General features: G+C 36.5%; 21 protein-coding genes. 5 read left to right on the top strand and 16 right to left on the bottom strand.

The genetic code is table 11. The features are described 5' to 3' along the window. Positions 1 to 89: 89 nt before the first annotated feature. The 13 genes from prkC to ACXVYO_RS23025 form a co-directional block, all read right to left on the bottom strand. The gene (gene prkC, locus ACXVYO_RS23085) at positions 90 to 2,063 is read right to left on the bottom strand and encodes a serine/threonine protein kinase PrkC (protein WP_458468575.1); all 1,974 of its coding nucleotides are present in this window, start codon (positions 2,061 to 2,063) and stop codon (positions 90 to 92) included. Between the two features lie 8 nt (positions 2,064 to 2,071). Further along, positions 2,072 to 2,824, bottom strand: coding sequence for a Stp1/IreP family PP2C-type Ser/Thr phosphatase (locus ACXVYO_RS23080; RefSeq protein WP_000648710.1), 753 nt, complete (start codon positions 2,822 to 2,824; stop codon positions 2,072 to 2,074). Positions 2,825 to 2,828: 4 nt separating this feature from the next. Next, positions 2,829 to 3,917, bottom strand: coding sequence for a 23S rRNA (adenine(2503)-C(2))-methyltransferase RlmN (rlmN, locus tag ACXVYO_RS23075; RefSeq protein ID WP_000450538.1), 1,089 nt, complete (start codon positions 3,915 to 3,917; stop codon positions 2,829 to 2,831). Positions 3,918 to 3,921: 4 nt separating this feature from the next. Continuing rightward, entirely contained in the window at positions 3,922 to 5,256 is a 1,335-nt protein-coding gene (rsmB, locus tag ACXVYO_RS23070) for a 16S rRNA (cytosine(967)-C(5))-methyltransferase RsmB (protein ID WP_458468574.1), read from the bottom strand. Next, positions 5,253 to 6,197 (bottom strand): methionyl-tRNA formyltransferase, encoded by a 945-nt coding sequence (fmt, locus tag ACXVYO_RS23065; protein WP_458468573.1) that lies wholly within the window; start codon positions 6,195 to 6,197, stop codon positions 5,253 to 5,255. Before fmt ends, rsmB begins: the two co-directional genes overlap by 4 nt. A 23-nt stretch (positions 6,198 to 6,220) precedes the next feature. Beyond that, entirely contained in the window at positions 6,221 to 6,691 is a 471-nt protein-coding gene (gene def, locus ACXVYO_RS23060; RefSeq protein ID WP_061678221.1) for a peptide deformylase, read from the bottom strand. A gap of 11 nt (positions 6,692 to 6,702) precedes the next feature. Continuing rightward, complete coding sequence (gene priA, locus ACXVYO_RS23055; protein WP_458468572.1) at positions 6,703 to 9,108, bottom strand: primosomal protein N'; 2,406 nt, start codon at positions 9,106 to 9,108, stop codon at positions 6,703 to 6,705. Then, positions 9,105 to 10,310 (bottom strand): bifunctional phosphopantothenoylcysteine decarboxylase/phosphopantothenate--cysteine ligase CoaBC, encoded by a 1,206-nt coding sequence (gene coaBC, locus ACXVYO_RS23050; protein WP_071721379.1) that lies wholly within the window; start codon positions 10,308 to 10,310, stop codon positions 9,105 to 9,107. Before coaBC ends, priA begins: the two co-directional genes overlap by 4 nt. A gap of 172 nt (positions 10,311 to 10,482) precedes the next feature. Further along, on the bottom strand, positions 10,483 to 10,695 hold the full coding sequence (rpoZ, locus tag ACXVYO_RS23045) for a DNA-directed RNA polymerase subunit omega (protein ID WP_000933965.1): 213 nt from the start codon (positions 10,693 to 10,695) through the stop codon (positions 10,483 to 10,485). A 2-nt stretch (positions 10,696 to 10,697) separates the two neighbouring features. Beyond that, the gene (gene gmk / locus ACXVYO_RS23040; protein WP_001257740.1) at positions 10,698 to 11,315 is read right to left on the bottom strand and encodes a guanylate kinase; all 618 of its coding nucleotides are present in this window, start codon (positions 11,313 to 11,315) and stop codon (positions 10,698 to 10,700) included. Positions 11,316 to 11,328: 13 nt separating this feature from the next. Next, positions 11,329 to 11,592, bottom strand: coding sequence for an extracellular matrix/biofilm regulator RemA (gene remA / locus ACXVYO_RS23035; protein WP_001251456.1), 264 nt, complete (start codon positions 11,590 to 11,592; stop codon positions 11,329 to 11,331). Positions 11,593 to 11,659: 67 nt separating this feature from the next. Then, the gene (locus ACXVYO_RS23030) at positions 11,660 to 12,535 is read right to left on the bottom strand and encodes a YicC/YloC family endoribonuclease (protein ID WP_458468571.1); all 876 of its coding nucleotides are present in this window, start codon (positions 12,533 to 12,535) and stop codon (positions 11,660 to 11,662) included. 100 nt (positions 12,536 to 12,635) lie between these two features. Then, a complete protein-coding gene (locus ACXVYO_RS23025) occupies positions 12,636 to 15,359 on the bottom strand; it encodes a calcium-translocating P-type ATPase, SERCA-type (RefSeq protein WP_458468570.1) in 2,724 nt (907 codons plus the stop codon). Positions 15,360 to 15,464: 105 nt separating this feature from the next. Here ACXVYO_RS23025 and ACXVYO_RS23020 point away from each other — a divergent pair, with 105 nt between their 5' ends. Further along, a complete protein-coding gene (locus ACXVYO_RS23020; RefSeq protein ID WP_016086580.1) occupies positions 15,465 to 17,174 on the top strand; it encodes an Rqc2 family fibronectin-binding protein in 1,710 nt (569 codons plus the stop codon). 51 nt (positions 17,175 to 17,225) lie between these two features. Here ACXVYO_RS23020 and ACXVYO_RS23015 read toward each other — a convergent pair whose 3' ends face one another. Then, positions 17,226 to 18,389 (bottom strand): lysozyme inhibitor LprI family protein, encoded by a 1,164-nt coding sequence (locus tag ACXVYO_RS23015; RefSeq protein WP_458468569.1) that lies wholly within the window; start codon positions 18,387 to 18,389, stop codon positions 17,226 to 17,228. 406 nt (positions 18,390 to 18,795) lie between these two features. On the opposite strand from ACXVYO_RS23015, the gene ACXVYO_RS23010 reads away from it, so the two are divergent. Beyond that, on the top strand, positions 18,796 to 19,866 hold the full coding sequence (locus ACXVYO_RS23010; RefSeq protein ID WP_458468568.1) for a M24 family metallopeptidase: 1,071 nt from the start codon (positions 18,796 to 18,798) through the stop codon (positions 19,864 to 19,866). A 143-nt stretch (positions 19,867 to 20,009) separates the two neighbouring features. Further along, the gene (locus tag ACXVYO_RS23005; RefSeq protein WP_458468567.1) at positions 20,010 to 20,474 is read left to right on the top strand and encodes a DinB family protein; all 465 of its coding nucleotides are present in this window, start codon (positions 20,010 to 20,012) and stop codon (positions 20,472 to 20,474) included. A 33-nt stretch (positions 20,475 to 20,507) separates the two neighbouring features. Here the strand turns inward: ACXVYO_RS23005 and ACXVYO_RS23000 are convergent, their stop codons facing one another. Continuing rightward, positions 20,508 to 20,876, bottom strand: a complete 369-nt coding sequence (locus tag ACXVYO_RS23000; RefSeq protein ID WP_458468566.1) for a YoqO family protein — start codon at positions 20,874 to 20,876, stop codon at positions 20,508 to 20,510. Between the two features lie 15 nt (positions 20,877 to 20,891). Then, positions 20,892 to 21,257: a YoqO family protein gene (locus tag ACXVYO_RS22995; RefSeq protein WP_458468565.1), complete on the bottom strand. Its 366-nt coding sequence runs from the start codon at positions 21,255 to 21,257 to the stop codon at positions 20,892 to 20,894. A 166-nt stretch (positions 21,258 to 21,423) separates the two neighbouring features. Between ACXVYO_RS22995 and ACXVYO_RS22990 the strand changes: the two genes are divergently transcribed. Then, positions 21,424 to 22,809, top strand: a complete 1,386-nt coding sequence (locus ACXVYO_RS22990; protein ID WP_458468564.1) for a hypothetical protein — start codon at positions 21,424 to 21,426, stop codon at positions 22,807 to 22,809. Positions 22,810 to 22,976: 167 nt separating this feature from the next. Beyond that, positions 22,977 to 23,231, top strand: coding sequence for a YbeF family protein (locus ACXVYO_RS22985; RefSeq protein WP_458468563.1), 255 nt, complete (start codon positions 22,977 to 22,979; stop codon positions 23,229 to 23,231). Positions 23,232 to 23,274 lie beyond the last annotated feature (43 nt).

Genomic DNA, 23,274 nt, shown 5'->3' with positions numbered 1-23,274 from the left:
TGCCTGTTATACAGTCCACTATAAGTGGACAGCATAACAGGCAAGAGTAATACATTCCATCCCCTCTAGAAAGAAAATGGAAGTTATTATTATTGAGTTGGGTATGGTACTTCTTTGTCGATAATCGTTACACCATCTCGTACAATTTTATAATGTCCTTTTGTACCTTCTTGAATTACGAATTCTAAAGAAATAGTTACCGACTCTGAAATTGTTCTAGTTTCAATTGGTCTATCCATTTTTTGTTGCATATCTTCTTTATAAATTTCTATTGTTTGCGGTTTTTTCTCACCTATTATAGAAGACTCATACGGAATAGAAATATTATCCACTTTCACTGTTTTCGTTACTTTCGGCTTAGGACCCTCTGAGATGACAATCGTGACTTTATCTCCTTCTTTTAACGGCGTTCCTGGTTTTGGAGATTGCGAAATTACAAGTCCTTTATCAACAGTATCGGAATACTCTCGTTTTATATCTGGAGTTAGTTTTCTCTCATTCAAATAACCATTTACGCTATTTTCAGTCCATCCTGAAAAATCACCTGGTCTAATTTGATACGGACCTTTACTTACCCAAATTTTCAGTTCTTGTTCCGCTTCTACTACCATTTGATCCGGCGTAGGAATTTGCTCTACGATTTCACCTTTTGGCCTATCATTTTCAATATAATTTATTGTAACTTGCTTATATTTTTCTTCTAATTCAGCCCTTATACTCTCAAAATCTTTTCCTGTGAGATCACTCATCTTACTTTTCTTTTTTCCGCCTGATTGATAGATAGTAATTTTAGAGTTTTCTTTCACGACTCTTCCTGCCACAGGGTCTGTTTTTATCACATCACCGGCTTCAACATCATCTGTATATACAATATTAGGTTCCGTAACCTCAAAACCCTTTTCAACTAATTTATTTACTGCTGTCGCATACTTCATGCCAGCCACATCAGGGACTTTTACATCTTTCGGAATAAAGAATCCTGGAATAACAGTAAGCGCTAACGTTATTGCAATTGCTAAAAGTAAAAATGTCGTTATTAAAACTTTGATCCATTTATTACTTCGTTTTTTCTTCTTATTTAATTCCGTTTCTTCTTTTCTTTTCTGTTCATCCACTTTACTTCCTTTTAAAACAATTGTTTCATCAGTTACATTTTCGAATAATTGTTCTTGTTGAATAATAGGAATCGCTTTTGTCGCTTCCATATCTTCCGGTATGTAAAATGGCTGCTCATTTATCCTCTCTGGATATAGTGCAGTTTCAATATCTCGTTTCATCGCATTGGCAGATTGATATCGGTGAAACGGATCTTTCGCAGTTGCCTTTAATATAATATTTTCGACACTTTGCGGAATATTTTCATTCCATCTCTTTGGAGACGGAATTTCACTTTGTAAATGTTTTAAAGCTATAGCAACAGCAGATTCGCCAGAAAACGGTTGTCTTCCTGTTAACAACTCAAACATAACGATTCCTAGAGAATAAATATCTGATTGTTTATTTGCTATCCCGCCGCGTGCTTGTTCTGGTGATAAGTAATGCACCGAACCGAGTACCGAATTTGTATGTGTAATTGTTGTTGCACTTGTAGCTGTCGCAATTCCAAAATCTGTTACTTTTATTACTCCATCAGCTCGAATTAAAATATTGTGCGGTTTAATATCACGGTGCACAATTTCAAAATGATGGGCGTGTGCCATGGCGGATGTTAACTGCTCCATAATATCAAGAGCTTCTCCTATAGGTAACATCCCTCGCTCAATTATGTATTGCTTCAATGTTTGTCCTGGTACATACTCCATTACAAGATAATATATACCATCTTCTTCTCCGACATCATACATATTCACAATATTTGGATGCGACAACGTTGTAACAGACTGCGCTTCTCGATGGAAACGTTTAATAAACTCTTCGTTATTTGAATAGTCGAGTCTTAATATTTTTACCGCTACATCTCGGCCAAGTATATCATCATGAGCTAAATACACATTGGCCATTCCACCGCCACCAATCATTTTCAGTAGCTTATAACGGTCATTTAAGCGTTTTCCAATCAGCACGTTGCACTTCACCTACTTTCGTTTGTCGAACCCGCATAATCAATAAGAACAAGGGTGATATTATCTTCCCCGCCACGATCATTCGCCAATTGAATGAGACGTTGTCCCTTCGTTTCAAGCTGTTCATTTAGCTGTAAAATTTGTTGCATATCAGCAATGGAAACTTTGTTAGATAATCCATCAGAGCAAAGAAGTAACTGATCATCTTCCTCAAGCACCAATGTTTTCACATCTAATCCGACTTTTTCTTCTGTTCCTAATGCCCTTAACAAAACATTCTTTTTCGGGTGATATTCTGCGTCTTCTTTTGAAATTTCACCATGTCTCACAAGTTCATTTACAAGGGAATGATCTTCTGTTACAAGCGAGATTTCCCCCTCTGATACCATATAACAACGACTATCTCCTATATGACCTATTGTCACAAAGTTTTGCGTACAAATCGCTATTATAAGTGTTGTTCCCATACCATTACATTCTACATGTTGTTTAGAGTACTCATATATACGCTCATTAATAATCCCAACACTCGTATGTAACCACTCTTCTACTTTTTTTGGTTCATTCATATTATGCGTTTGCTTCCAATAATCATGGAATAATTGAATGGTCATCGAGCTAGCTACATCACCAGCTCGATGACCTCCCATTCCATCTGCTACTACCGCTAAAACATTTCCATCTAAATTGTGAAAAACTCCTGCACTATCTTCATTATGTTGACGAACTTTTCCTTTATCCGATAGAAACACGGCTTTCATCTCGTCACCTCGTCTCTTCTTTACGCTCCTTCGCACGTAACTGACCGCAGGCTGCATCAATATCATGACCTTGTTCACGGCGAATTGTTACATTCACTCCACGATCTTTTAACGTTTTTTCAAATAAGAAAATTTGTTCACGTGGTGTACGTACATAATCACGTTCAGGTACGTAGTTTACCGGAATTAAGTTTACATGACATTTTACACCTTTTAAAAGCGCAGCAAGTTCTTCAGCTTGCTCAACTTGGTCATTTTCTCCTCCAAATAAGCCATATTCAAACGTAATACGACGCCCTGTTTTATTTACATAGTATTTAACAGCTTCCATTAAGTCTGGTAGCTTATAAGCACGGTTAATCGGCATTAATTTTGAACGTAACTCTGTATTTGCAGAATGCAATGAAATCGCAAAATTAATTTGCATATCTTCTTCAGCGAACTTATAAATTTTTGGAACAATTCCACTTGTTGAAACTGTCATATGTCTTGCGCCAATATGAATTCCTTTTTCATGGTTTATAATGCGTAAGAATGACATTAAGTTGTCGTAATTATCAAACGGCTCTCCAATTCCCATAACAACAAGCGAACTTACACGTTCTTCTGTTTCATCAAGTGCACGTTGTACTTCTACTACTTGCGCTACAATCTCTCCAGCCTCTAAGTTTCGTTTTAACCCACCAAGTGTAGATGCACAGAACGTACAACCAATACGGCATCCGACCTGTGTTGTTACACAAATAGAATTTCCATATTCATGTCGCATTAACACTGTTTCAATAGAATAACCATCATATAATTGGAATAAGAATTTAATTGTTCCATCAGAAGACGTTTGTTTTACCAATGTATTTAAAGTAGTAATATCAAAGGAATTCGACAATTTATCGCGTAATCCTTTAGAAAGATTCGACATGTCGTCATAATTTTTTACACGTTTTTTATATAGCCAATCAAAGATTTGTCCTGCACGGAACTTTGGTTCTCCTTGTTCCTTTAACCAATCTTGCATTTCATGAAGTTGTAAAGAATAAATTGATGGTTTCTTCGTTTCTAGATTTTTCTTTTGTTTTCTCACAGTCGTTTCCACGATGCTACACCTTCTTCCTTAAACAAGCAATATAAAAGCCATCTGTTGCAAAATAATGCGGTAAAATTCGTACTTGACCTTCATCAATATACGGATTTAACTTTTCTGGCATGCGATCTTTTATCGTAGTATCCCATTCAAATTCAGGATGCTCTTGTAAAAATTGCTTTATTACTTGTTCATTTTCTATTTTTTCTATTGTGCACGTACTATAAACAAGGCGACCACCTTGTTTTAACAATGGTGCTATTTTTTCTAGTATTGCAAGTTGAATCGTCGATAATCTTTCACTATCGCCTTTATTTTTACCTAACTTAATATCAGGTTTACGTCTAATCACACCAAATCCAGAACACGGTGCATCTACTAATATTTTATCAAATGTTTCATTCGCAAAGTGTTCTTGCACTTTTCTAGCATCTAGTGCTTTTGTTTCGACATTTTCTAGACCAAGTCGCTCTGCTTGTTGTTTAATTAAACGTACTTTGTGTGCATGTAAATCAAGAGACATAACTTGACCTGTTCCTTTTAATCGCTCTGCAATGTGCGTTGTTTTTCCGCCCGGAGCAGCACAACTATCAAGAACTACATCTCCCGCATTCGGTTCTAAAGCTCGTGCTACAAGCATAGAACTTTCATCTTGAATAGAAAGAAAACCTTTTTTGAACGCATCTGTATGCGCTACATTCCCTCTTTCAATTTGAATTGCATCCTCTGATAAATCGCCGTGCTTCGCTTCTATACCTTCACTAGCCAACAACTCAATTGCTTCGTCTACTGTTATTTTATCAACATTTACACGCGCTGTCGGTACTGGGGGTAACATATTCACTTCACACATTTTCTCCGCTGTCTCTAAACCATATTCAGAAGCCCAGTCTTGAACAAGCCACATTGGATGACTTGTTGCAATTGCCAAACGTTCTACTGGATCCTTGATTTCATCTACAGAAGGTACCCCTTCTCTCTGAATCGAACGTAATACTCCGTTTACCATACCGGCAATCCCTTTATGTCCGCGACGCTTTGCAATCTCAACTGCTTCATGGATAGCCGCTCTTTCGGGCACTCGATCTAAATAAATCATTTGATATAAAGATAAGCGAAGTAATACTCTTACCCACGCCTCAACCTTCTTTTTTAAAAAAGGCTGTAAATAATAATCTAATGTGTCACGACGTTGAATCGTTCCATATACAATTTCAGTTAACAAACCAATATCTTTTCTATCAATTGCATTTTTTTCAATTAGATTATTTAAAAGTAAGTTACTGTATGCACCACTTTTTTCTACTTGAATTAAGCCATCAAGAGCTAACTCACGAACATTTTGTCTCATGCATTTTCTCCTAACTTCGTTCCAATTTCAGGTTTTGTGCCACGTAAAAATTGCGAACAACTCATACGTTTTTTACCAGAAGGTTGCAATTCAGTGATTTTAATACCTATCTCATTCCCTGTTGCAACAACAAATCCATCTTCTTCAAGAGCTACTATTGTACCTGGTTCAGCTTTCTCTGTAATAGAGACCTTCTCTCCCCACCATACTTTAATAACTTGTCCTGCCAAAGTCGTATAAGCAACTGGCCATGGATTCAATCCGCGAATGTGATTGTATACTTCTTCACCTGTTTTTGTCCAATCAATTTTCTCTTGCTCACGTTTTATATTATATGCAAACGTTACTTCTTCTTCGTTTTGTTTAATTGGTTCTAATTTACCTTGAATTAATAAAGGTACTGTTTTAGATAGTAGGTGTGCCCCTGCTTCACTTAACTTATCGAATAAAGAGCCTGTCGTTTCACGCTCTTCAATCTCCACTTCTACTTGCGTTAAGATATCACCAGCATCCAATTTCTCTACCATATACATAATTGTAATACCCGTTTTTTCTTTACCTTCCATAATTGCATAATGGATTGGTGCACCACCACGAAGTTCAGGTAGTAAAGACGCGTGGACGTTAATACATCCATACTTCGGTGCTTCTAAAATTTCATTTGGTACAATCTGACCGAAAGCAGCTGTTACAATCAAATCTGGCTCTAATGCCAAGACTTGTTCATATTCGTCTTTTTCACGAATTCTTAACGGTTGTAACACCGGAATACCATGTTTTTCTGCTTCAACTTTAACAGGTGTAGGTGTTAATACTTTTTTTCTACCTACCGGACGATCAGGCTGCGTCACAACACCTATTACATCATAGCCATCTTCGATAAGACGACGAAGCACCGGCACTGAAAAGTCCGGTGTTCCCATAAATACTACTTTTATCATTAAAAAACCGCTCCTTTTAATACCTATTCTAATTCGTTTTCCTCATAATATCTTGTCACTTTCGATGTAAATAACACACCGTGTAAATGATCGATTTCATGTTGAATGGCACGTGCTAAAAATCCTTCTGCTTCTAGTAAAAATACTTTACCTCGGCGATTTTGCGCACGTACTTTAATATAATCCGCACGTTCCACTTCACCATAAAGTCCCGGGAAGCTTAGACAACCTTCGGGACCTACTTGTTCACCACGTTTTTCTAGTATCGATGGATTGATTAACTCGATTTTCCCTGTATCATCATCGATATCAACTACCGCTACTTGCAAGCTTACACCTACTTGAGGCGCAGCTAAACCGACTCCGTCCGCAATTAACATTGTTTCATGCATATCTTTCAACAATTTCACTAACTTTTTATCAAAGTTAATTACTCTTTCGCATGGTGTTTCTAACACTTCATTTGGATGCTTTACTATTTCTAAAACTGCCATAATTCCCTCCGCTACATTAACATTGTTGGATTAAAATCAATTGAGATTTGTAGCTCTTTTTGCATTTCTGCTTGATAATGTTCATTTACCATTTTGAGCACGTTCTTTAAGTTTGGTTCCCGTTTGTATTTTATCATGCATTGATAACGATATCTATCTTTTATCCTTGGAATTGCTGAAGCAACCGGTCCTAACACCATCGTTTGCTGCGTGCAGTGCGCCCGTAAATGACCGACAATTTTTTCCGTCACTTGCACTGCCTTTAATAATTCTGGATGAGATACTGTTACAAGTACAACATAGTAATAAGGTGGATATTGTCTTGTTCGTCTCATTTGCATTTCTTGGTCAAAAAACACATCATAATGTTGGTTCTTTGCTAACTCTATACTGTAATGTTCTGGCGTATACGTTTGAATTATAACTTCCCCTGGCAATTCATGTCTGCCTGCTCGTCCACTTACTTGCGTCAATAACTGATACGTCTTTTCACTCGCTCGAAAATCAGGTAAGTGAAGCATCGTATCTGCAGTTAAAACCCCAACTAGCGTTACTTTAGGAAAATCTAATCCTTTCGCAATCATTTGTGTTCCAAGTAGTATATCTGCTTTTTCTTCTCCGAACGCCTTTAATAATTTTTCATGCATCCCTTTGCGACTTGTCGTATCTACATCCATTCGAATGACTCGTGCCTCTGGAAATAGTTTTGTAATTTCTTCTTCTACCTTTTGTGTACCTGTACCAAAGAAACGAATATATGTACTTTGACAAGCAGGACACGCAGTTGGCATATTCTCTTCATAACTGCAATAATGACATTTTAAACGATGGTTCATTTTATGATATGTCAGCGATATATCACAATGCGGACATTGTACAACATACCCGCAATCACGGCACATAACAAATGTAGAATGACCCCTTCTATTTAAAAAGAGCACCATCTGTTCTTTCTTTTCTAATCGATCTGCTATTTTTTCATGCAATGCCTTCGAAAACATTGAACGATTCCCATCACGAAGTTCCTCACGCATATCGACAATCTCTACTGTTGGTAAAGCTTGTTCGTTCATACGTTTTTCCATCGTTAGTAATTCATACACACTTTTTTTCGCTCTTGCAAACGATTCAAGTGTCGGTGTTGCACTACCAAGAACGATAGGACATTTATGATATTGTCCCCTCCACACAGCTACATCCCTTGCATGATACCTCGGATTATCTTCTTGCTTATAGCTCGATTCGTGCTCCTCATCAATAATAATAATCCCTAAATTTTCAAAAGGTGCAAATACGGCTGAACGTGCACCAACTACAACTTTCACTTCTTTTCTTAAAATCTTACGCCATTCATCATATTTTTCTCCAACAGACAGCGCACTATGAAGAACCGCAACTTGCGAGCCAAATCTACCTTTAAAACGATCTACCATTTGAGGCGTTAGTGCAATTTCAGGAACAAGCACAATAGCTTCTTTCCCTTTCGCAAGCACCGCTGCTATAGATTGTAAATATACTTCTGTTTTTCCGCTTCCTGTAACACCATATAGTAAAAATGGATTGTAAGTTTCATTTGTAATTGATGATAAAATTGGTGTAATAACTTGCTTTTGTTCCTCCGTAAGCGGGAATGGTTTCGTTTGTTCAAAATCATCATCGTCATACGGATTCCGATATACTTCCACATACTTTTCTGAGATGTGCCCTTTTTTAACAAGTGCTTTAATCGGAGCATCTGTTATTTGCAACTCTTCTGTTATCACTTTCAACGGCACACTTTTATAATTTTCCACAAAATAATAGAGTACATCTTGTTGTTTTTTACTTTTCAGTTCAAATGCTGCTAATTCTAATTTATCTTCTGGCAACTCCGGTTGGACGACTCTTTGTTTCTTCTTTTGCACTTTATCTTTTACTTGATAAACAACTTCAATCGTGCCATTTTTTATTTCTTGTTGAATCGTGCGGTATAGATGTGGCTGCGTCTCAATAACTTCCCAATCTATCGCTTCTTTGTCCTGAAATAAAAACAGTAGTTCAGGTGCTACTTCTTCTTGTTTACGAAGCTGTAGACGCTTTTTATACGTCGCTTTTATCGCCGTTGGAAGCATGACTTGAAAGGCTGAAATCATATAACATAACGTTTCACTTGTAAGCCAATATCCAAGCTTTAATAATTCCTCGTTTAAAACTGGTGTTACATCTAATATTTCATGGATTGTCTTTAACTTCTTACTTTCTACTTCAACCGAATCTTTGATCCCAATAATAAATCCTTGCAATTTCCTTGGGCCAAACGGAACTACTACACGCATGCCTGTCTGGACAATATCTTCCCACTTTTTAGGGATAATATAATCAAATGGTCGATCTGTCTGACGTGCAGGTACATCAACAATTACACTTGCAAATTTCATAGACGATCATCTTCTAACATCATTTCAATTTGCTTTAATATTTCACGAGCAACCTCTTTCTTTGTTAAAAGTGGCAACTCTATAACTTCTCCATCTTTTCTATACATTGTTACAATGTTCGTATCTGTACCAAATCCAGCTCCTTGCGCCTTTACATCGTTCGCAACAATCATATTCGCATTTTTCTCACGTAATTTTTTTGTTGCGTATTCCTCTACGTTTGTCGTTTCAGCCGCAAAACCGATAAGTAACTGTTTGTCCTTCATTTCACCTAACGTTTTTAAAATATCTACTGTTCTCTCGAGTTCGATTACAGCATCACCATTTTTCTTTTTCATTTTATTATCATGAACATATTTCGGGCGATAATCTGCAACTGCTGCTGTTTTAATGACAACATCTACGTTTTGATACTGTTGCAGAACTACTTCTAACATATCTTGTGCAGATTCCACTTGTACCGTATTTACATGTAATGGTGGGTTTAATGCTGTCGGTCCCGAAACAAGTATGACATCAGCACCTAAGTTCGCTGCCACTTCCGCAATTGCATATCCCATTTTTCCAGAAGAAAAATTGGTCATAAAACGCACTGGATCAATCTTTTCACGAGTTGGTCCAGCAGTTATTAATATTTTTTTCCCTTGCAATGGTTTTTGTTCTGAAAAAACCTCTTCTAACCGTGCAATAATTGCTTCCGGTTCTTCTAGTCTTCCCTTCGCTACATAACCACACGCTAAAAAACCTTCTCCAGGCTCAATAAATGTATATCCTAACGTTTTTAACGTCATCATATTTTTTTGTACAATTTTATTTTCATACATATGCACATTCATAGCAGGTGCAATCCACACTGGGGCTGTAGTAGCTAACAAAGTAGTTGTAATCATATCGTCTGCAATACCACCAGCTAACTTCCCAATACAATTGGCAGTAGCAGGTGCAACAAGTACTACATCTGCCCAATCTGCTAAATCGATATGTGCAATAACAGCTGAGTCTTTCTCATCGAATGTATCTGTATATACGTCATGGCGAGAAAGTGCTTGAAATGTAAGGGGCGTAACAAACTTCATTGCCGACTCACTCATCATTACTTTTACAATAGCACCAGCTTGTGTCAATTTACTAGTTAACGCAGCCGCTTTAAAGACCGCAATGCCTCCTGTTACACATAGAAGTATCTTTTTCCCTTTTAGCATATGGCTCGTCCTCTTTCTTTTTCAAACTTATAATACTGAAACAGAATTCCCAGCTCTTCAGTACCAATATTTCTTCCCTATCGTAAAAAAATAACAACCTACTTGTAAATAGGTTGTTACCGTTACATAGAAAATTATAAAGTCTATGTTTTAATTTGTCGAAAAGAATGTCTTAATCGATGATTTTGCCTTCGCTTGGTACATATTTTAATACTTCTGCATCGATTTCTTCTAGTGATTTACCTACACATTTATGAGAAACAGGTTGCTCGATAACACAGTTATCAGCAAGTTGCATTTCACGCGCACGTTTTGCAGCTACTGTTACAAGTGTATATTTAGAATCGATTTTTGTTAATAATGAATCAATTGATGGATTTAACATAATTATAGACCCTCCGTCATTTCTTTATAATATTTTGCTACTCTTTCGCGGCGGCAATGTTCACCAACCACAATTGCTTTAATTCTTTCACAAGCTAGTTCAACTTGATCGTTTTCTACAACATAGTCGTAAGCGTCCATCATTTCGATTTCTTCTTTCGCTACCGTTAAACGATTTTCAATAACATCTTCAGTTTCTGTACCACGGCCGACAATGCGGTTCTTTAGTTCAGATAAACTTGGAGGTGCTAAGAAAATAAATACACCTTCTGGGAATGCTTTCTTAACTTGAATTGCTCCTTGCACTTCAATTTCTAAGAATACATCTTTTCCTTCTTGTAATGTTTTTTCAACATAGTCAATCGGTGTTCCGTAATAATTACCTACGAACTCAGCCCACTCAAGTAATTTTTCATTACGAATCATTTCCTCAAATTCTTCTCTCTCTTTAAAGAAATAATCCACACCATCTACTTCACCTTCACGTGGCTTACGTGTCGTTACTGAAATGGAGTACTGAAAACGTGTATCCTCATGACTAAACAGCTCTTTTCGAACCGTTCCTTTACCAACCCCAGAAGGTCCTGAAAGAACGATGAGCAATCCTCTTCTACTTCTCATAAATATGTAAAACCTACCCTTCCTCACTTAAATCTTCTTTATTATTCAAACGATGTGCAATCGTCTCTGGCTGAATTGGACTTAATACCACATGCCCATCATCCATAACAATAACCGCCCTTGTTTTTCTCCCATACGTAGCATCAAGCAAAGCATTATGTTCGCGTGCTTCCTGTACTGTTCGTTTAATAGGAGCTGACTCCGGACTTACAATAGCAATAATTCGATGAGCAGATACAATATTTCCGTATCCAATATTTAAAAACCGCATGGCCATAGTTTGCGCCTCCTAGTAAGTCTATCCGATTTCTCCACCACGTATAACTTTATATATTTTTTGAAAGCTACTCAATATTTTGTACTTGTTCACGAATTTTTTCAAGGTTATTTTTCATTTCTACAACATATTTTGAAATTGTTAAGTCATTTGCCTTAGAACCAATCGTATTAATTTCTCTATGCATCTCTTGCACGATGAAATCCATTTTCCTTCCAACAGGCTCTTCAATCTGCAGTGTTTCACGAAATTGCTCTAAATGACTTTGCAAACGAACTACCTCTTCGTGAATATCACAACGCTCTGCAAAGATTGCGACTTCTGTTAACAATCTTTGTTCATCTAGTTCTTGATTATGTAATTCTTTTAAGCGATTTTCTAATCGTTCACGATATTTTTGTGTAACAATCGGTGCATGCGGAATAATTGCATTTACACAATTGTGAATCTCTTGTAAACGATACGCTATATCTTTATGTAATCGTTCTCCTTCGCCATCTCTCATCGTTTTTAACATATGAGCAGCTTGGCGAACAGCCTCATATAAACTGTTCTCAAATTGTTCATTTACATTTTCTACTTCTTCAATCGCTGTTACTTCTGGCATTGCCATTAATTGCTGAAGTGTAATAGAATCTTGTAATTGAAATTTTCCTTTTATATCTTCCATAATCGATTGGTACTGCTCAAGAAGCGACCAATTCACACTTAATTTTCTTTCAACAAGCCCTTCACCCGTTATACTAATAGACACTTCAATGCGTCCACGTCGAACTTGTTCTGCAATTATTTTACGAATTTTGTCTTCAAATACCATCATTTGCTTCGGAAGTCGAATACTCATCTCTAGAAAACGGTGATTCACCGATTTCATTTCTACTGTAATTTGAAAAGTATCATTTTCTACTTTCGATCTTCCAAATCCTGTCATACTACAAATCATTTTTTATCACATCCAAGCCATGAAATAACTCAATGAAAAAGGTAATAGAGACAAGGCTCTACTACCTTCTGTAAATTATATCACATTTTCATATCATTGACTATTTCAAGTTTAATCCCTTCTTATATAATACTGGCTTTTCCTTCTTCCCCTTTTTCCCTGTTAATAAAGAACCTACTAATAAGAAGGTCGGAATTGATGACAAACCTCCAATTAACAACCAATCTCTCGCTTGTATTGGCATTGTACTAAAGATCGGTTGTAGCGGTGGATAATATATAACCACTAACATTAACAGTAAAGAAATGATAACCGCTCCTACTAAATACACGTTCCCAAACGGATTACGGTGGAAGATAGAATGTTCACTTCGGCAATCAAATACATGAATAAGTTGTGCAAGTACCAACGTCGCAAACGCCACAGTTTGTGCATATTTCAGCTCATTTGGGTGTTGATTATATGCAATAATAAACGCCACTAACGTCACTGCTCCAATTAGAAAACCACGGCTTATAATTTTCCATGCAAGCCCTCTAGCAAATACCCCTTCTTTCGGATGACGCGGCGTTCTCTTCATCACGTCCCCTTCCGCCTTATCCAATCCTAATGCCATCGCCGGTAAACCGTCAGTAACTAAGTTCACCCATAAAATTTGAATGGGAACCATCGGCAGCGGTAATGCAAGTAACATTGCAAATAACATGACTAAAATTTCTCCTACGTTTGATGCTAATAAATAACGAATAAACTTACGTATATTCTCGTATATATTTCTACCTTCTTTAATTGCTGATTTAATCGTAGCAAAATTATCATCTAGCAAAACAAGTGAAGAAGCTTCTTTCGCAACGTCTGTTCCTGTAATTCCCATCGCTATCCCAATATCCGCTGTTTTTATAGCCGGAGCATCGTTTACTCCATCACCTGTCATCGCTACTATATGCCCTTTATTTTGCAACGCCTTAACAATTTTCAATTTATGTTCAGGTGATACTCGAGCAAATACATACGTATCTTCTACAACACTTTCTAGTTCCTCTACATCCATATTCGCGAGTTCTACTCCTTCAACAACACGTCCACCAGGTGGTAAAACCCCTAATTGTTCCGCAATTGCCATTGCTGTCACTTTATGATCTCCTGTAATCATCACTGTTCGAATACCAGCTTCTCTGCACTCTTTTACAGCCTGTTCTACCTCTGGTCTTGGCGGATCAATCATTCCCTGTATCCCGACCAACATAAAATCTTTTTCAACGTCTCTTTCATGTTCAATAGAATCAGTTACTTTTAATGGCTTAAATGCAACTGCAATTGTTCGAAGCGCTTGACTACCTAAACTATGAATAGCCGCCTGTACTTCTTTTCTATACAACTCACTTAACGGTTGTTGCTTATCCCCCCACAAAATCGTTTGACTCATTTGCAGGAGGACATCTGGTGCTCCCTTCGTAACAAGAAATTTTTTCCCCTCTCTATCTCGCACAATAACACTCATCATTTTTCGAGTTGAATCGAATGGAAATTCACGAATAATTTCAAATTTCCCTTTCAGTGCCTCACGCGTTATCCCCGCTTTCATTGCTGCAGCTACAAGTGCGCCCTCTGTTGGATCTCCATCTAATACATATGCCTTTTTCTTTTGGATAATATTTGCGTTATTACATAGTGAACCGAATGTGAGTAGTTGATACAGCGCTTTTGTTTTAGCTGGATCGAATTCCTTTTCACCTTTCAAAAAAGAGCCATTAGGTTCATATCCTTGCCCCGTCACTTTCCATAACTCTCCACCTGACCACATATGTGTTACCATCATCTTGTTTTGCGTCATTGTTCCTGTTTTATCAGAACATATAACGGAAGCGCATCCTAACGTTTCTACCGCTGGTAACTTCCTTACAATTGCTCTCTTTTTAATCATACGCTGTACACCAAGCGATAAAGCTACTGTAACGATCGCTGGTAATCCTTCAGGAATCGCAGCAACAGCTAGCGACACGCCTGCTAAAAACATATGATATACTTCATTCCCTTGATACACACCCGCTAATACGACAAGCGCTGTCAAAATAAGAGCCACAATAATTAATATTTTTCCGAGTTGCTCTAATCTTCTTTGTAGTGGTGTTTCCATTTGCTCTGCATTTTGTAACATATTTGCAATTTGACCCATCGCTGTATTCATACCAGTTGCTACAACGACCCCTGTTCCAGCTCCTCGTGTAATCATCGTACCCATAAAAGCCATATTTTTTTGATCACCAATTGAAACATCTTGCCCTTGCAGAGCTTCCACCTTCTTCTGCACCGGTACTGACTCTCCTGTCAAAGCTGATTCTTCGATATATAAACTCGATGCCTCAACAAGACGTACATCCGCCCCAATACGATCACCACTAGAAAATTTAATAACATCACCTAAAACGAGTGCTTTAGACGGTGCCTTTACCCACTTTCCATTCCGCAGTACAGTAACTTGCGGGGCGGCTAGCTCTTTTAAAGCTTCCAGTGACTTTTCAGCCTTTCTTTCTTGAAAAAAGCCAAGAATACCATTGATAATAACAATTGCCACAATCGCAATAGAATCAATGTATTCACCTAAAAAAGCCGAAACTATTGTTGCCCCAAATAAAACAAGTACCATAAAATCTTTAAATTGCGCCAAAAATACCATCAGTGCAGAAGGCCTTTTTGCTTCATCCAATTCATTTGTACCAAATTTTTTTATTCGGCCCTCTGCTTCTTTCTCTGTAAGTCCAACCTTCACATTCGTATTCGTTCTTTCTTCCACTTCATGTGCGCGCATTCCATACCAGTTCATCCCACTATCGACCTCCTGATTCCAGACATACTCTATTGAAAGCTTATTCAGCCTCGTCCAAAAAAATGCTATAATTAACTTTTAGTTAGAAAGGAGTGTTCATTTATGGCATTCGATGGATTATTTACAAGAGCAATTACACATGAAATTGCAAATTCTCTTTACACAGGAAGAATTTCTAAGATATACCAACCTTCAAAATACGAGATTTTATTACATATTCGAGCAAACGGAAAAAATCAAAAACTGATTCTTTCCGCTCATCCGACATATGCACGTTTACACTTAACAAATCAAAATTACGATTCACCTGCACTTCCACCAATGTTTTGTATGCTTCTTCGTAAGCATTTAGAAGGTGGATTCATTGAAAAAATTGAACAAATTGATTTAGAGCGCATTATTCAAATTACAGTTCGCAGTAGAAATGAAATTGGTGACGAATCACTAAAAACATTAGTAATTGAAATAATGGGACGACATAGTAACATCATTTTAGTAGACACAAAAACAAACAACATTTTAGATAGCTTAAAACACGTTTCTTTAGCAGTAAACCGACATCGAACTGTATATGCTGGAGCGGAATATGTTGCACCACCAGCACAACATAAAATTAATCCACTTCAGATTGAAACAAATGATGAATTTATTAGACCGCTAGACTTTCTATCTGGGAACATGGATAAACAGCTTGTCGGCACCTTTACGGGCATATCGCCGTTATTCGCAAAAGAAGTAGTGAAAAAAGCAGGTATGGTAAATGAAAAAGCATTAGCGGACGCATTTTTCTCCATACAAAAACCATTACTAACTCATACATATTCACCAACAATGACTACTTCAAATGGGAAAGAATTCTTTTATCTTTTCCCTCTTGCACACTTGCAAGGAGAAGACAAGACATTCTCATCTGTTAGTGAATTGCTAGACCGTTTCTTTTTCGGAAAAGCAGAGCGCGACCGTGTAAAACAACAAGCTTATGATTTAGAGCGCTTTATGCAAAACGAAAAAAATAAAAATGAGAAGAAGCTCATTAAACTAGAAAAAACATTACAAGATGCCGGAAAAGCAGATAAATATCAACTATTTGGAGAACTACTTACAGCCAATATGTATGCTTTGAAAAAAGGTGATAAAGATATTGAAGTCGTTAACTATTATGATGAAAATGGCGGAACTGTAAAAATTACATTAGATCCTTTAAAAACACCATCTGACAATGCACAACGCTATTTCCAAAAGTACCAAAAAGCGAAAAATTCAGTTGTTGTTGTAGAAGAACAAATCGAAAAAACAAATGAAGAAATTCTTTATTTTGATAGCTTACTTCAACAAATGGAAGCTGCATCTTCAAAAGATATTGAAGAAATTCGTGAGGAATTGGCTGAAGAAGGTTATATGCGCAATCGTAAAACGAAAAACGCAAAGAAAAAGCCTACCAAACCAGTATTAGATAAATATTTTGCAAGTGATGGTACAGAGATTTTCGTTGGTAAAAACAATAAACAAAATGATTATTTAACAACGAAGTTTGCCCGTCGTGATGAAATTTGGTTACATACGAAAGATATCCCTGGGTCTCATGTTGTCATTCGTTCTCTTGAACCTACCGAAGAAACTGTGTTAGAAGCTGCTAAAATCGCTGCCTATTTTAGTAAAGCAAAGGATTCTAGTTCTGTTCCTGTAGATTTCACTAAAATACGCCATGTCAAAAAACCGAGTGGTGCAAAACTTGGTTTTGTTACGTACGACAATCAGCAAACCGTATATGTAACACCTGATGCTGATACTGTAATGAAATTAAAAGCGTAAATATAAAAAATGCGTTGCTTATAAGCAACGCATTTTTTATATTCGTTCACACTAGTTCATGTACCCATTCACTAATTCATAACATCTTTCTTTTGTCATCTTATATTTTTCATCTGCAGCTTCAATATATTTCATCGTTCCATTATTTTCATCCGTAGCAATGGCTTTAACCTTACTTTCCTTTTCTTTAACCCATGCAATTTGTTTCGTTTTCACCGACTGAAACGCATCAGCTGACATCGTATTTTTTAACGTACTGTAAATCTCATTTAGTTTATTATCCCACAGTTGATAATTTCCTTCTATTTCATTTACTATGTCATTTGTTAACATAACATTTGTATGTTTTTCTTGGTTTTCTAGAGCTGCTAACTCATTTAAAACCTTAGTTTTCCCCACTGCTGACGAAGTTTCTTTTTTTGAACTAGTAGACGTACTAGAATCATTCCCCTTAACTGTTTCTTGCTCTTGAACAAAATCTTTTTTCGTTACCTTTTCTTGCTCTTCATCATCTACATTGTGAGTAATAACCGAGTTTTTTGCGTCGACAGCAACTACTCCGTTACTTTCTTTAAAAATATATTTCTTATTTCCACTATTCTCTTCTCTAACGAAAGAGACATTCTTGAAACCTTGTACTCTAAGAAGTTCTTTAGCTTCTTCTTTAGTTAACTTTAAATCTACTGACGTATTTGATGACCATCTATCCATTAACCATTCTCCATCGGTATACACTAAGACAAATTCCCACATCTCCGCTTCATTCCCCATATCATTTGCAAGAGTAAGCGTCTCGATCTTTAAAACATCATTTTTCTGTGAATAAGTTGTCCTCACGTCCGGCTCAATATGAATCGGAAATGGTAACATATCTGTTTCCCTTGACCTATTAAATGTATCAAGCAATCCTGGAAGCTCCTTCTCCACAAACTTATCTGAAACTAATCCCTTAACGCCTTTTTTAGCTGTAGCTAAATCTCCAGGATTATTTCGGCTCCATCCATTTTCTTTTTCCATCTCACTAAATTCATTTGCTATTGCATCTACACTCTTTCTTACAATCTTTTCCGCTTCTTTTTCTGTCACTTCTGGCGCTTCATCAAGCTGTTCAATCGTTTCATTTACTTGAACTTTGTTTTCACCTTTTTCACACCCTGTTACAACTAGCATACTAGCCGCCAAGCAAAATGACATTACTTTACTAAATTTCTTCATATACTCACAATCCTTATTCCTTCATATTCGTTACGTTTCCCTATCTCCTTGAGAAATCCAACAATTACCTATTATATCAATAACAATTATTTATTTATATATTAAATTTTACATTAGAACAAAACAAAGGACATACTTTCAAAATATATACTAAAAATCTCTTATCCTTCTCTTCCATATTGTCAAAAAAATTGACAGTGCTCTTTCGAATTTGTATAAGTTTTTTGACACCTTGTAAAGAAAGTGAAATTTTGGTCGATATTTTCTCATTCTCCCACTGATAATTAAAATAATCTGTATTTCACGAGCAGCCCACCACCCACAAAATTTCTGTTATCTTTTCTCTAAAAATATTTTTTTGGCACGCTATTTGCTTTATTCAATACTGTGAATAGGGGGAATTAACATGACTTTGAAAATTAATAAAATCCAAAATCAACTACAAAACTATGAAATTGACGGATTACTGATTACAAAAAAAGAAAATCGCCAATATGCAACAGGCTTTACAGGTAGTGCTGGCGTCGTCTTAATCTCTGCGGATACAGCTGTTTTTATAACAGATTTCCGCTATGTAGATCAAGCAAAATCACAAATAAAAGATGCTGAAATTATTATGCATAAAGGAAATTTAGAAAAAGAAATTGCACATCAAGTATCAAAATTAAACATCCAAAAACTTGGAATTGAAGAAAATAACATGACATTGCAACAATATAAAAACTTACAAAAATACGTACATGTGGAAATGGTTCAAGTGTGCGAAATCATCGAAAATATTCGTATTATTAAAGACACGCCTGAAATAGAAACAATGAAAATTGCAGCTAATATTGCTGACGAAGCATTTCACCACATCCTTACGTTTCTAAAACCAGGAATAAGTGAAAATGATGTACGAGATGAGTTAGAATTTTTTATGCGAAAAAAAGGGGCTACATCCTCTTCCTTCCAAATCATTGTAGCTTCTGGCGTCCGTTCTTCACTTCCTCATGGAGTTGCATCAAATAAAATAATCGAACGAGGCGACGTCGTTACATTAGATTTCGGTGCACTTTACGATGGATATTGTTCCGATATAACACGTACTGTAGCAATTGGGGAACCATCAGAAAAATTCAAAAAGATATACAATATTGTACGAGAAGCGTTAAAACGTGGGACGGAAGCAATTAAACCTGGGGAAACTGCGAAAAGTATCGATGATATAACGAGAGATTACATTACAGAACATGGATACGGTCAATATTTTGGACACTCTACTGGTCATGGTCTTGGGTTAGAAATACATGAACCTCTTCGCCTATCCCAAGAAAGTAAAGCTACTTTAGAAGAAGGTATGGTTGTTACAGTGGAACCAGGCATTTATATACCAGACTGGGGCGGTTGTAGAATTGAAGATGATATTGTCATCACAAAAGACGGATATGAAGTTATTACAAAATCAAATCGGGAACTAATTGTTATCCCTTGTTAAAATCATAGCCTTTTTTAAAGGAGTTTTTCGCTGCACATAGAATTCTTTCTCTGGAGTCATCGTTTAAAGAGGGGGAATTTTAATTGAACTTTGTAATTGATAAAATAGATGGTTTACAGCCTTAATTTTCCAAACTTGTTTCCATGATGAATTATGCTCGCTATACAACAATGCAAGCGGTGGAAGGTTTAACAATTGAAGAACTTGATTATTTGTATGATGAAGAAGCAAATTCAATCGGCATGTTATTGTACCATATGGTCGCTATTGAATTTTACTACCAGATTCATACTTTTGAAGACCGTGAACCAACGGAAGCTGAATTAGAACGTTGGTTACCTGCTATCGAGTTAGGAGATCTTGGCCGCGAGAAAATAAAAGGAAACTCTATAGAATTTTACATAAACACATTACAAGAAGTACGTTCCAACACGATCGAGACTTTTCAATCGTTACCTGATGAATGGCTATTTAAAACGACAGACTTTTGGTATGACAAGCCAGCAAATAACTACTTTAAGTGGTTTCACGTATTTGAAGATGAAATCAATCATCGCGGACAAATTCGTTTAGTTAAAAAGATGCAAAAAGCTCATTCAATAAAATGAGAAGATGCCACCGAATAAGGGTGGCATTTTCTTTTATTCATTAGCGAATAGCTTTTTATTTACTTTTTTGGCGACTGCCGCTACCAACATTAAAATACATATTAAATATATCAATTTCGCAATAAATAACCAGCCTTGAAACATTACAATTCCATCTATTATCTCATTTCCTTTCAATAACAAAAATGGAATCGTGCTAATTACAATGACAAACTCGATGCTGAAAACAATTTTCTTTTTTCGGCTATATGCCTTCCATTCTTTCCAGCGATACATAGGTGCAAAAATCAATACTCCTATACATAATATAACTGGCACCCATTCACTTTTAAGAAATTGCCCTGAAACAACTGATAATAGTAAACAAACGAGCACACCATAATATCCTATTTTCTCTCTCATTCGTACGCCCCAATTCTACTTCTTCTTTAATATGTAACCTACTATACTTATAACAATTTTCAGAAAAACAACTACTACAATTACAATATAAAGTCCTTTTGCAGACGACATCCATTGTTGAAAAATAGACATTTTCTCCATTTGCTTCTGCCCTTCTATTAAAATAAACCCTACGAAAAATGAGCAAACAACAATGATACCTATCATAATTCCGATACTTTTCTTACTATATTGTTTCATATCATCCCAGTTATATAGCAGTACAAAAACAAACCCGAAAACAGGTATGATACTGATCCATTCATTGTTTGTAAACAAGTTTAAAATGATTAATAGACTACAAGATATAACGAATCCCCAAAATCCAATTATTTTGCGCATAAGCCCTCCTTGAATTCCATTTTTATGATTAATTGTATTTTAACATCCATTCATCGTTCTTATCATTACAGTACATGAAATTTCACTTTTTTCTTTTTCCTATACTCACATACTTTCACTGCCTTCATACAATAAACTACACGAATGCCTAAAGGATGTGAATGTTATGGGAGTTGAATTAACGCTGTTGCATGCTCTCTATATTCTTTGTTTACTCACTATTATCGCCTTTTTTATTCTCCGGAAAGATACGACGATTATTTGTATCGTTTTTATCTTTTTATTAGCATTAACCGCTACAAGCTCTATCCCTCTTGCTATTAGCAGTATTTTTCAAAGTTTCATTTACGCTATTATTGAGCTATTACCAACTATATTAATCATCTCCATTATCGTATCAATGAGCAATCTACTCGTTCATACCGGCATAAATGATACGATGATTTCACCATTTACAAAGATGATTCGTACCCCTACCCTCGCCTACTGGATTATCGGCCTTTTAATGATGACTATTTCTTTCTTCTTTTGGCCTTCTCCGGCTGTCGCCTTAATGGGAGCTATTTTATTACCCGTCGCTGTACGCGTCGGTCTTCCCCCAATTGGCGTTGCCATTGCTATGAACTTATTCGGGCACGGCATCGCCTTATCTGGTGACTTCGTTATTCAAGGTGCACCGAAATTAACAGCAGATGCTGGTGGTCTTCCTGTTTCCAGCGTTGTTTCTGCCAGTGTTCCGCTCGTTATCGTTATGGGCATTGTGACAACTTCCGTCGCATTTTTCTTCTTACGAAAAGAATTTCATACAGGCTTATCGACGCAAGAATCTATTCCATCAACTGAGTCTTCTAAAACGCTCACTTCATTATCTTCTCGGACAAAAAAATGGCTCGCTATTTGCATTCCGATCGTATATGCCATCGATATCCTTTGCATGATTCAATTTAAACTACAAGGCAGCGACGCAACTGCACTTATCGGCGGGACGACTGTTATTATGATTATCATCATTTCCCTTATAGCCTACAAAGGTAATGGACTAAATAAAACGACCGATTATTTTATAGAAGGGCTCCAATTTGGATTTAAAATCTTTGGTCCAGTTATCCCAATTGCTGCACTCTTTTATTTAGGAGATAGCGGCTTTGTAAAAATTATCGGGGATTATTTACCGAAAGGTTCACACGGAATCATTAACGACTTAGGAATCGCCTTATCTCAAACTGTTCCTTTAAACCAATATGTATCAGCGGGAACATTAACAATCGTTGGTGTCATAACAGGGTTAGATGGATCTGGCTTTTCCGGTATATCACTTGCTGGTTCAATTGCCAATCTTTTCGGAACAGCACTTGGGCATGGAACAGCTACATTAACAGCACTTGGGCAAATTGCTGCAATCTGGACCGGAGGCGGGACTTTAATTCCTTGGGCGCTTATTCCTGCCGCTGCCATTTGTAAAGTGGATCCGTTTGAACTTGCACGCCGAAACTTTTTACCAGTTGTGATTGGCTTAATTGTCACCACCATCGTTGCGATGTTTATCCTATAACATAAGCAAGTGTTCTCTTGCTTATGTTTTTTTATTGTAAAATTCATCATGAATTACTGGCTTTCAAAAGGGATTATGTATATGTTAGCGAAGTTATATTAGGAGAGTATTTATTTCAAAACGTTTACGAGAAACAGATTACTTCCATTCGAAAAGGGGACATAACTATGAATGAATTGATTTTCGTCTTATTAATTTGTCCATTACTTATCTTTATCGTTTCTGTTATTGGAACACGTAAGACGAAAACGTATTACGTAATGCCGATTGTAACGTTTGCTAGTTTTTTAATAATAGGTGTTATCGCCTTTACTCCAAAATTTTTCTTTTGGGTTGGCATGTACAGCATCTTCTCATTTGTTGTTTCTTATATGACGCTATTGTTTGTAAGAGGATATGAGATTGCAGAAAGCACTAAGTAGTATTTAGTAAAGAGATTATAATATGATTTTTTTGATATCGATA

Source organism: Bacillus sp. BC08 (genome assembly GCF_054326875.1).
The sequence above is the reverse complement of the archived record's forward strand: the minus strand, read 5'-3'. Positions and strand labels throughout refer to the sequence as shown.

Bases quoted from the DNA above. Each gene is read 5' to 3' on its own strand.
- fmt (WP_458468573.1), bottom strand. From the start codon at position 6,197: ATGATAAAAGTAGTATTTATGGGAACACCGGACTTTTCAGTGCCGGTG.
- ACXVYO_RS23010 (WP_458468568.1), top strand. From the start codon at position 18,796: ATGACTTTGAAAATTAATAAAATCCAAAATCAACTACAAAACTATGAA.
- ACXVYO_RS23005 (WP_458468567.1), top strand. From the start codon at position 20,010: ATGATGAATTATGCTCGCTATACAACAATGCAAGCGGTGGAAGGTTTA.
- ACXVYO_RS23020 (WP_016086580.1), top strand. From the start codon at position 15,465: ATGGCATTCGATGGATTATTTACAAGAGCAATTACACATGAAATTGCA.
- ACXVYO_RS22985 (WP_458468563.1), top strand. From the start codon at position 22,977: ATGAATGAATTGATTTTCGTCTTATTAATTTGTCCATTACTTATCTTT.
- remA (WP_001251456.1), bottom strand. From the start codon at position 11,592: ATGGCCATGCGGTTTTTAAATATTGGATACGGAAATATTGTATCTGCT.
- ACXVYO_RS23080 (WP_000648710.1), bottom strand. From the start codon at position 2,824: ATGAAAGCCGTGTTTCTATCGGATAAAGGAAAAGTTCGTCAACATAAT.
- ACXVYO_RS23030 (WP_458468571.1), bottom strand. From the start codon at position 12,535: ATGATTTGTAGTATGACAGGATTTGGAAGATCGAAAGTAGAAAATGAT.
- ACXVYO_RS23000 (WP_458468566.1), bottom strand. From the start codon at position 20,876: ATGAGAGAGAAAATAGGATATTATGGTGTGCTCGTTTGTTTACTATTA.
- rpoZ (WP_000933965.1), bottom strand. From the start codon at position 10,695: ATGTTAAATCCATCAATTGATTCATTATTAACAAAAATCGATTCTAAA.
- priA (WP_458468572.1), bottom strand. From the start codon at position 9,108: ATGAAATTTGCAAGTGTAATTGTTGATGTACCTGCACGTCAGACAGAT.
- ACXVYO_RS22995 (WP_458468565.1), bottom strand. From the start codon at position 21,257: ATGCGCAAAATAATTGGATTTTGGGGATTCGTTATATCTTGTAGTCTA.
- gmk (WP_001257740.1), bottom strand. From the start codon at position 11,315: ATGAGAAGTAGAAGAGGATTGCTCATCGTTCTTTCAGGACCTTCTGGG.
- coaBC (WP_071721379.1), bottom strand. From the start codon at position 10,310: ATGCTAAAAGGGAAAAAGATACTTCTATGTGTAACAGGAGGCATTGCG.
- ACXVYO_RS23015 (WP_458468569.1), bottom strand. From the start codon at position 18,389: ATGAAGAAATTTAGTAAAGTAATGTCATTTTGCTTGGCGGCTAGTATG.
- rsmB (WP_458468574.1), bottom strand. From the start codon at position 5,256: ATGAGACAAAATGTTCGTGAGTTAGCTCTTGATGGCTTAATTCAAGTA.
- def (WP_061678221.1), bottom strand. From the start codon at position 6,691: ATGGCAGTTTTAGAAATAGTAAAGCATCCAAATGAAGTGTTAGAAACA.
- ACXVYO_RS22990 (WP_458468564.1), top strand. From the start codon at position 21,424: ATGGGAGTTGAATTAACGCTGTTGCATGCTCTCTATATTCTTTGTTTA.
- ACXVYO_RS23025 (WP_458468570.1), bottom strand. From the start codon at position 15,359: ATGAACTGGTATGGAATGCGCGCACATGAAGTGGAAGAAAGAACGAAT.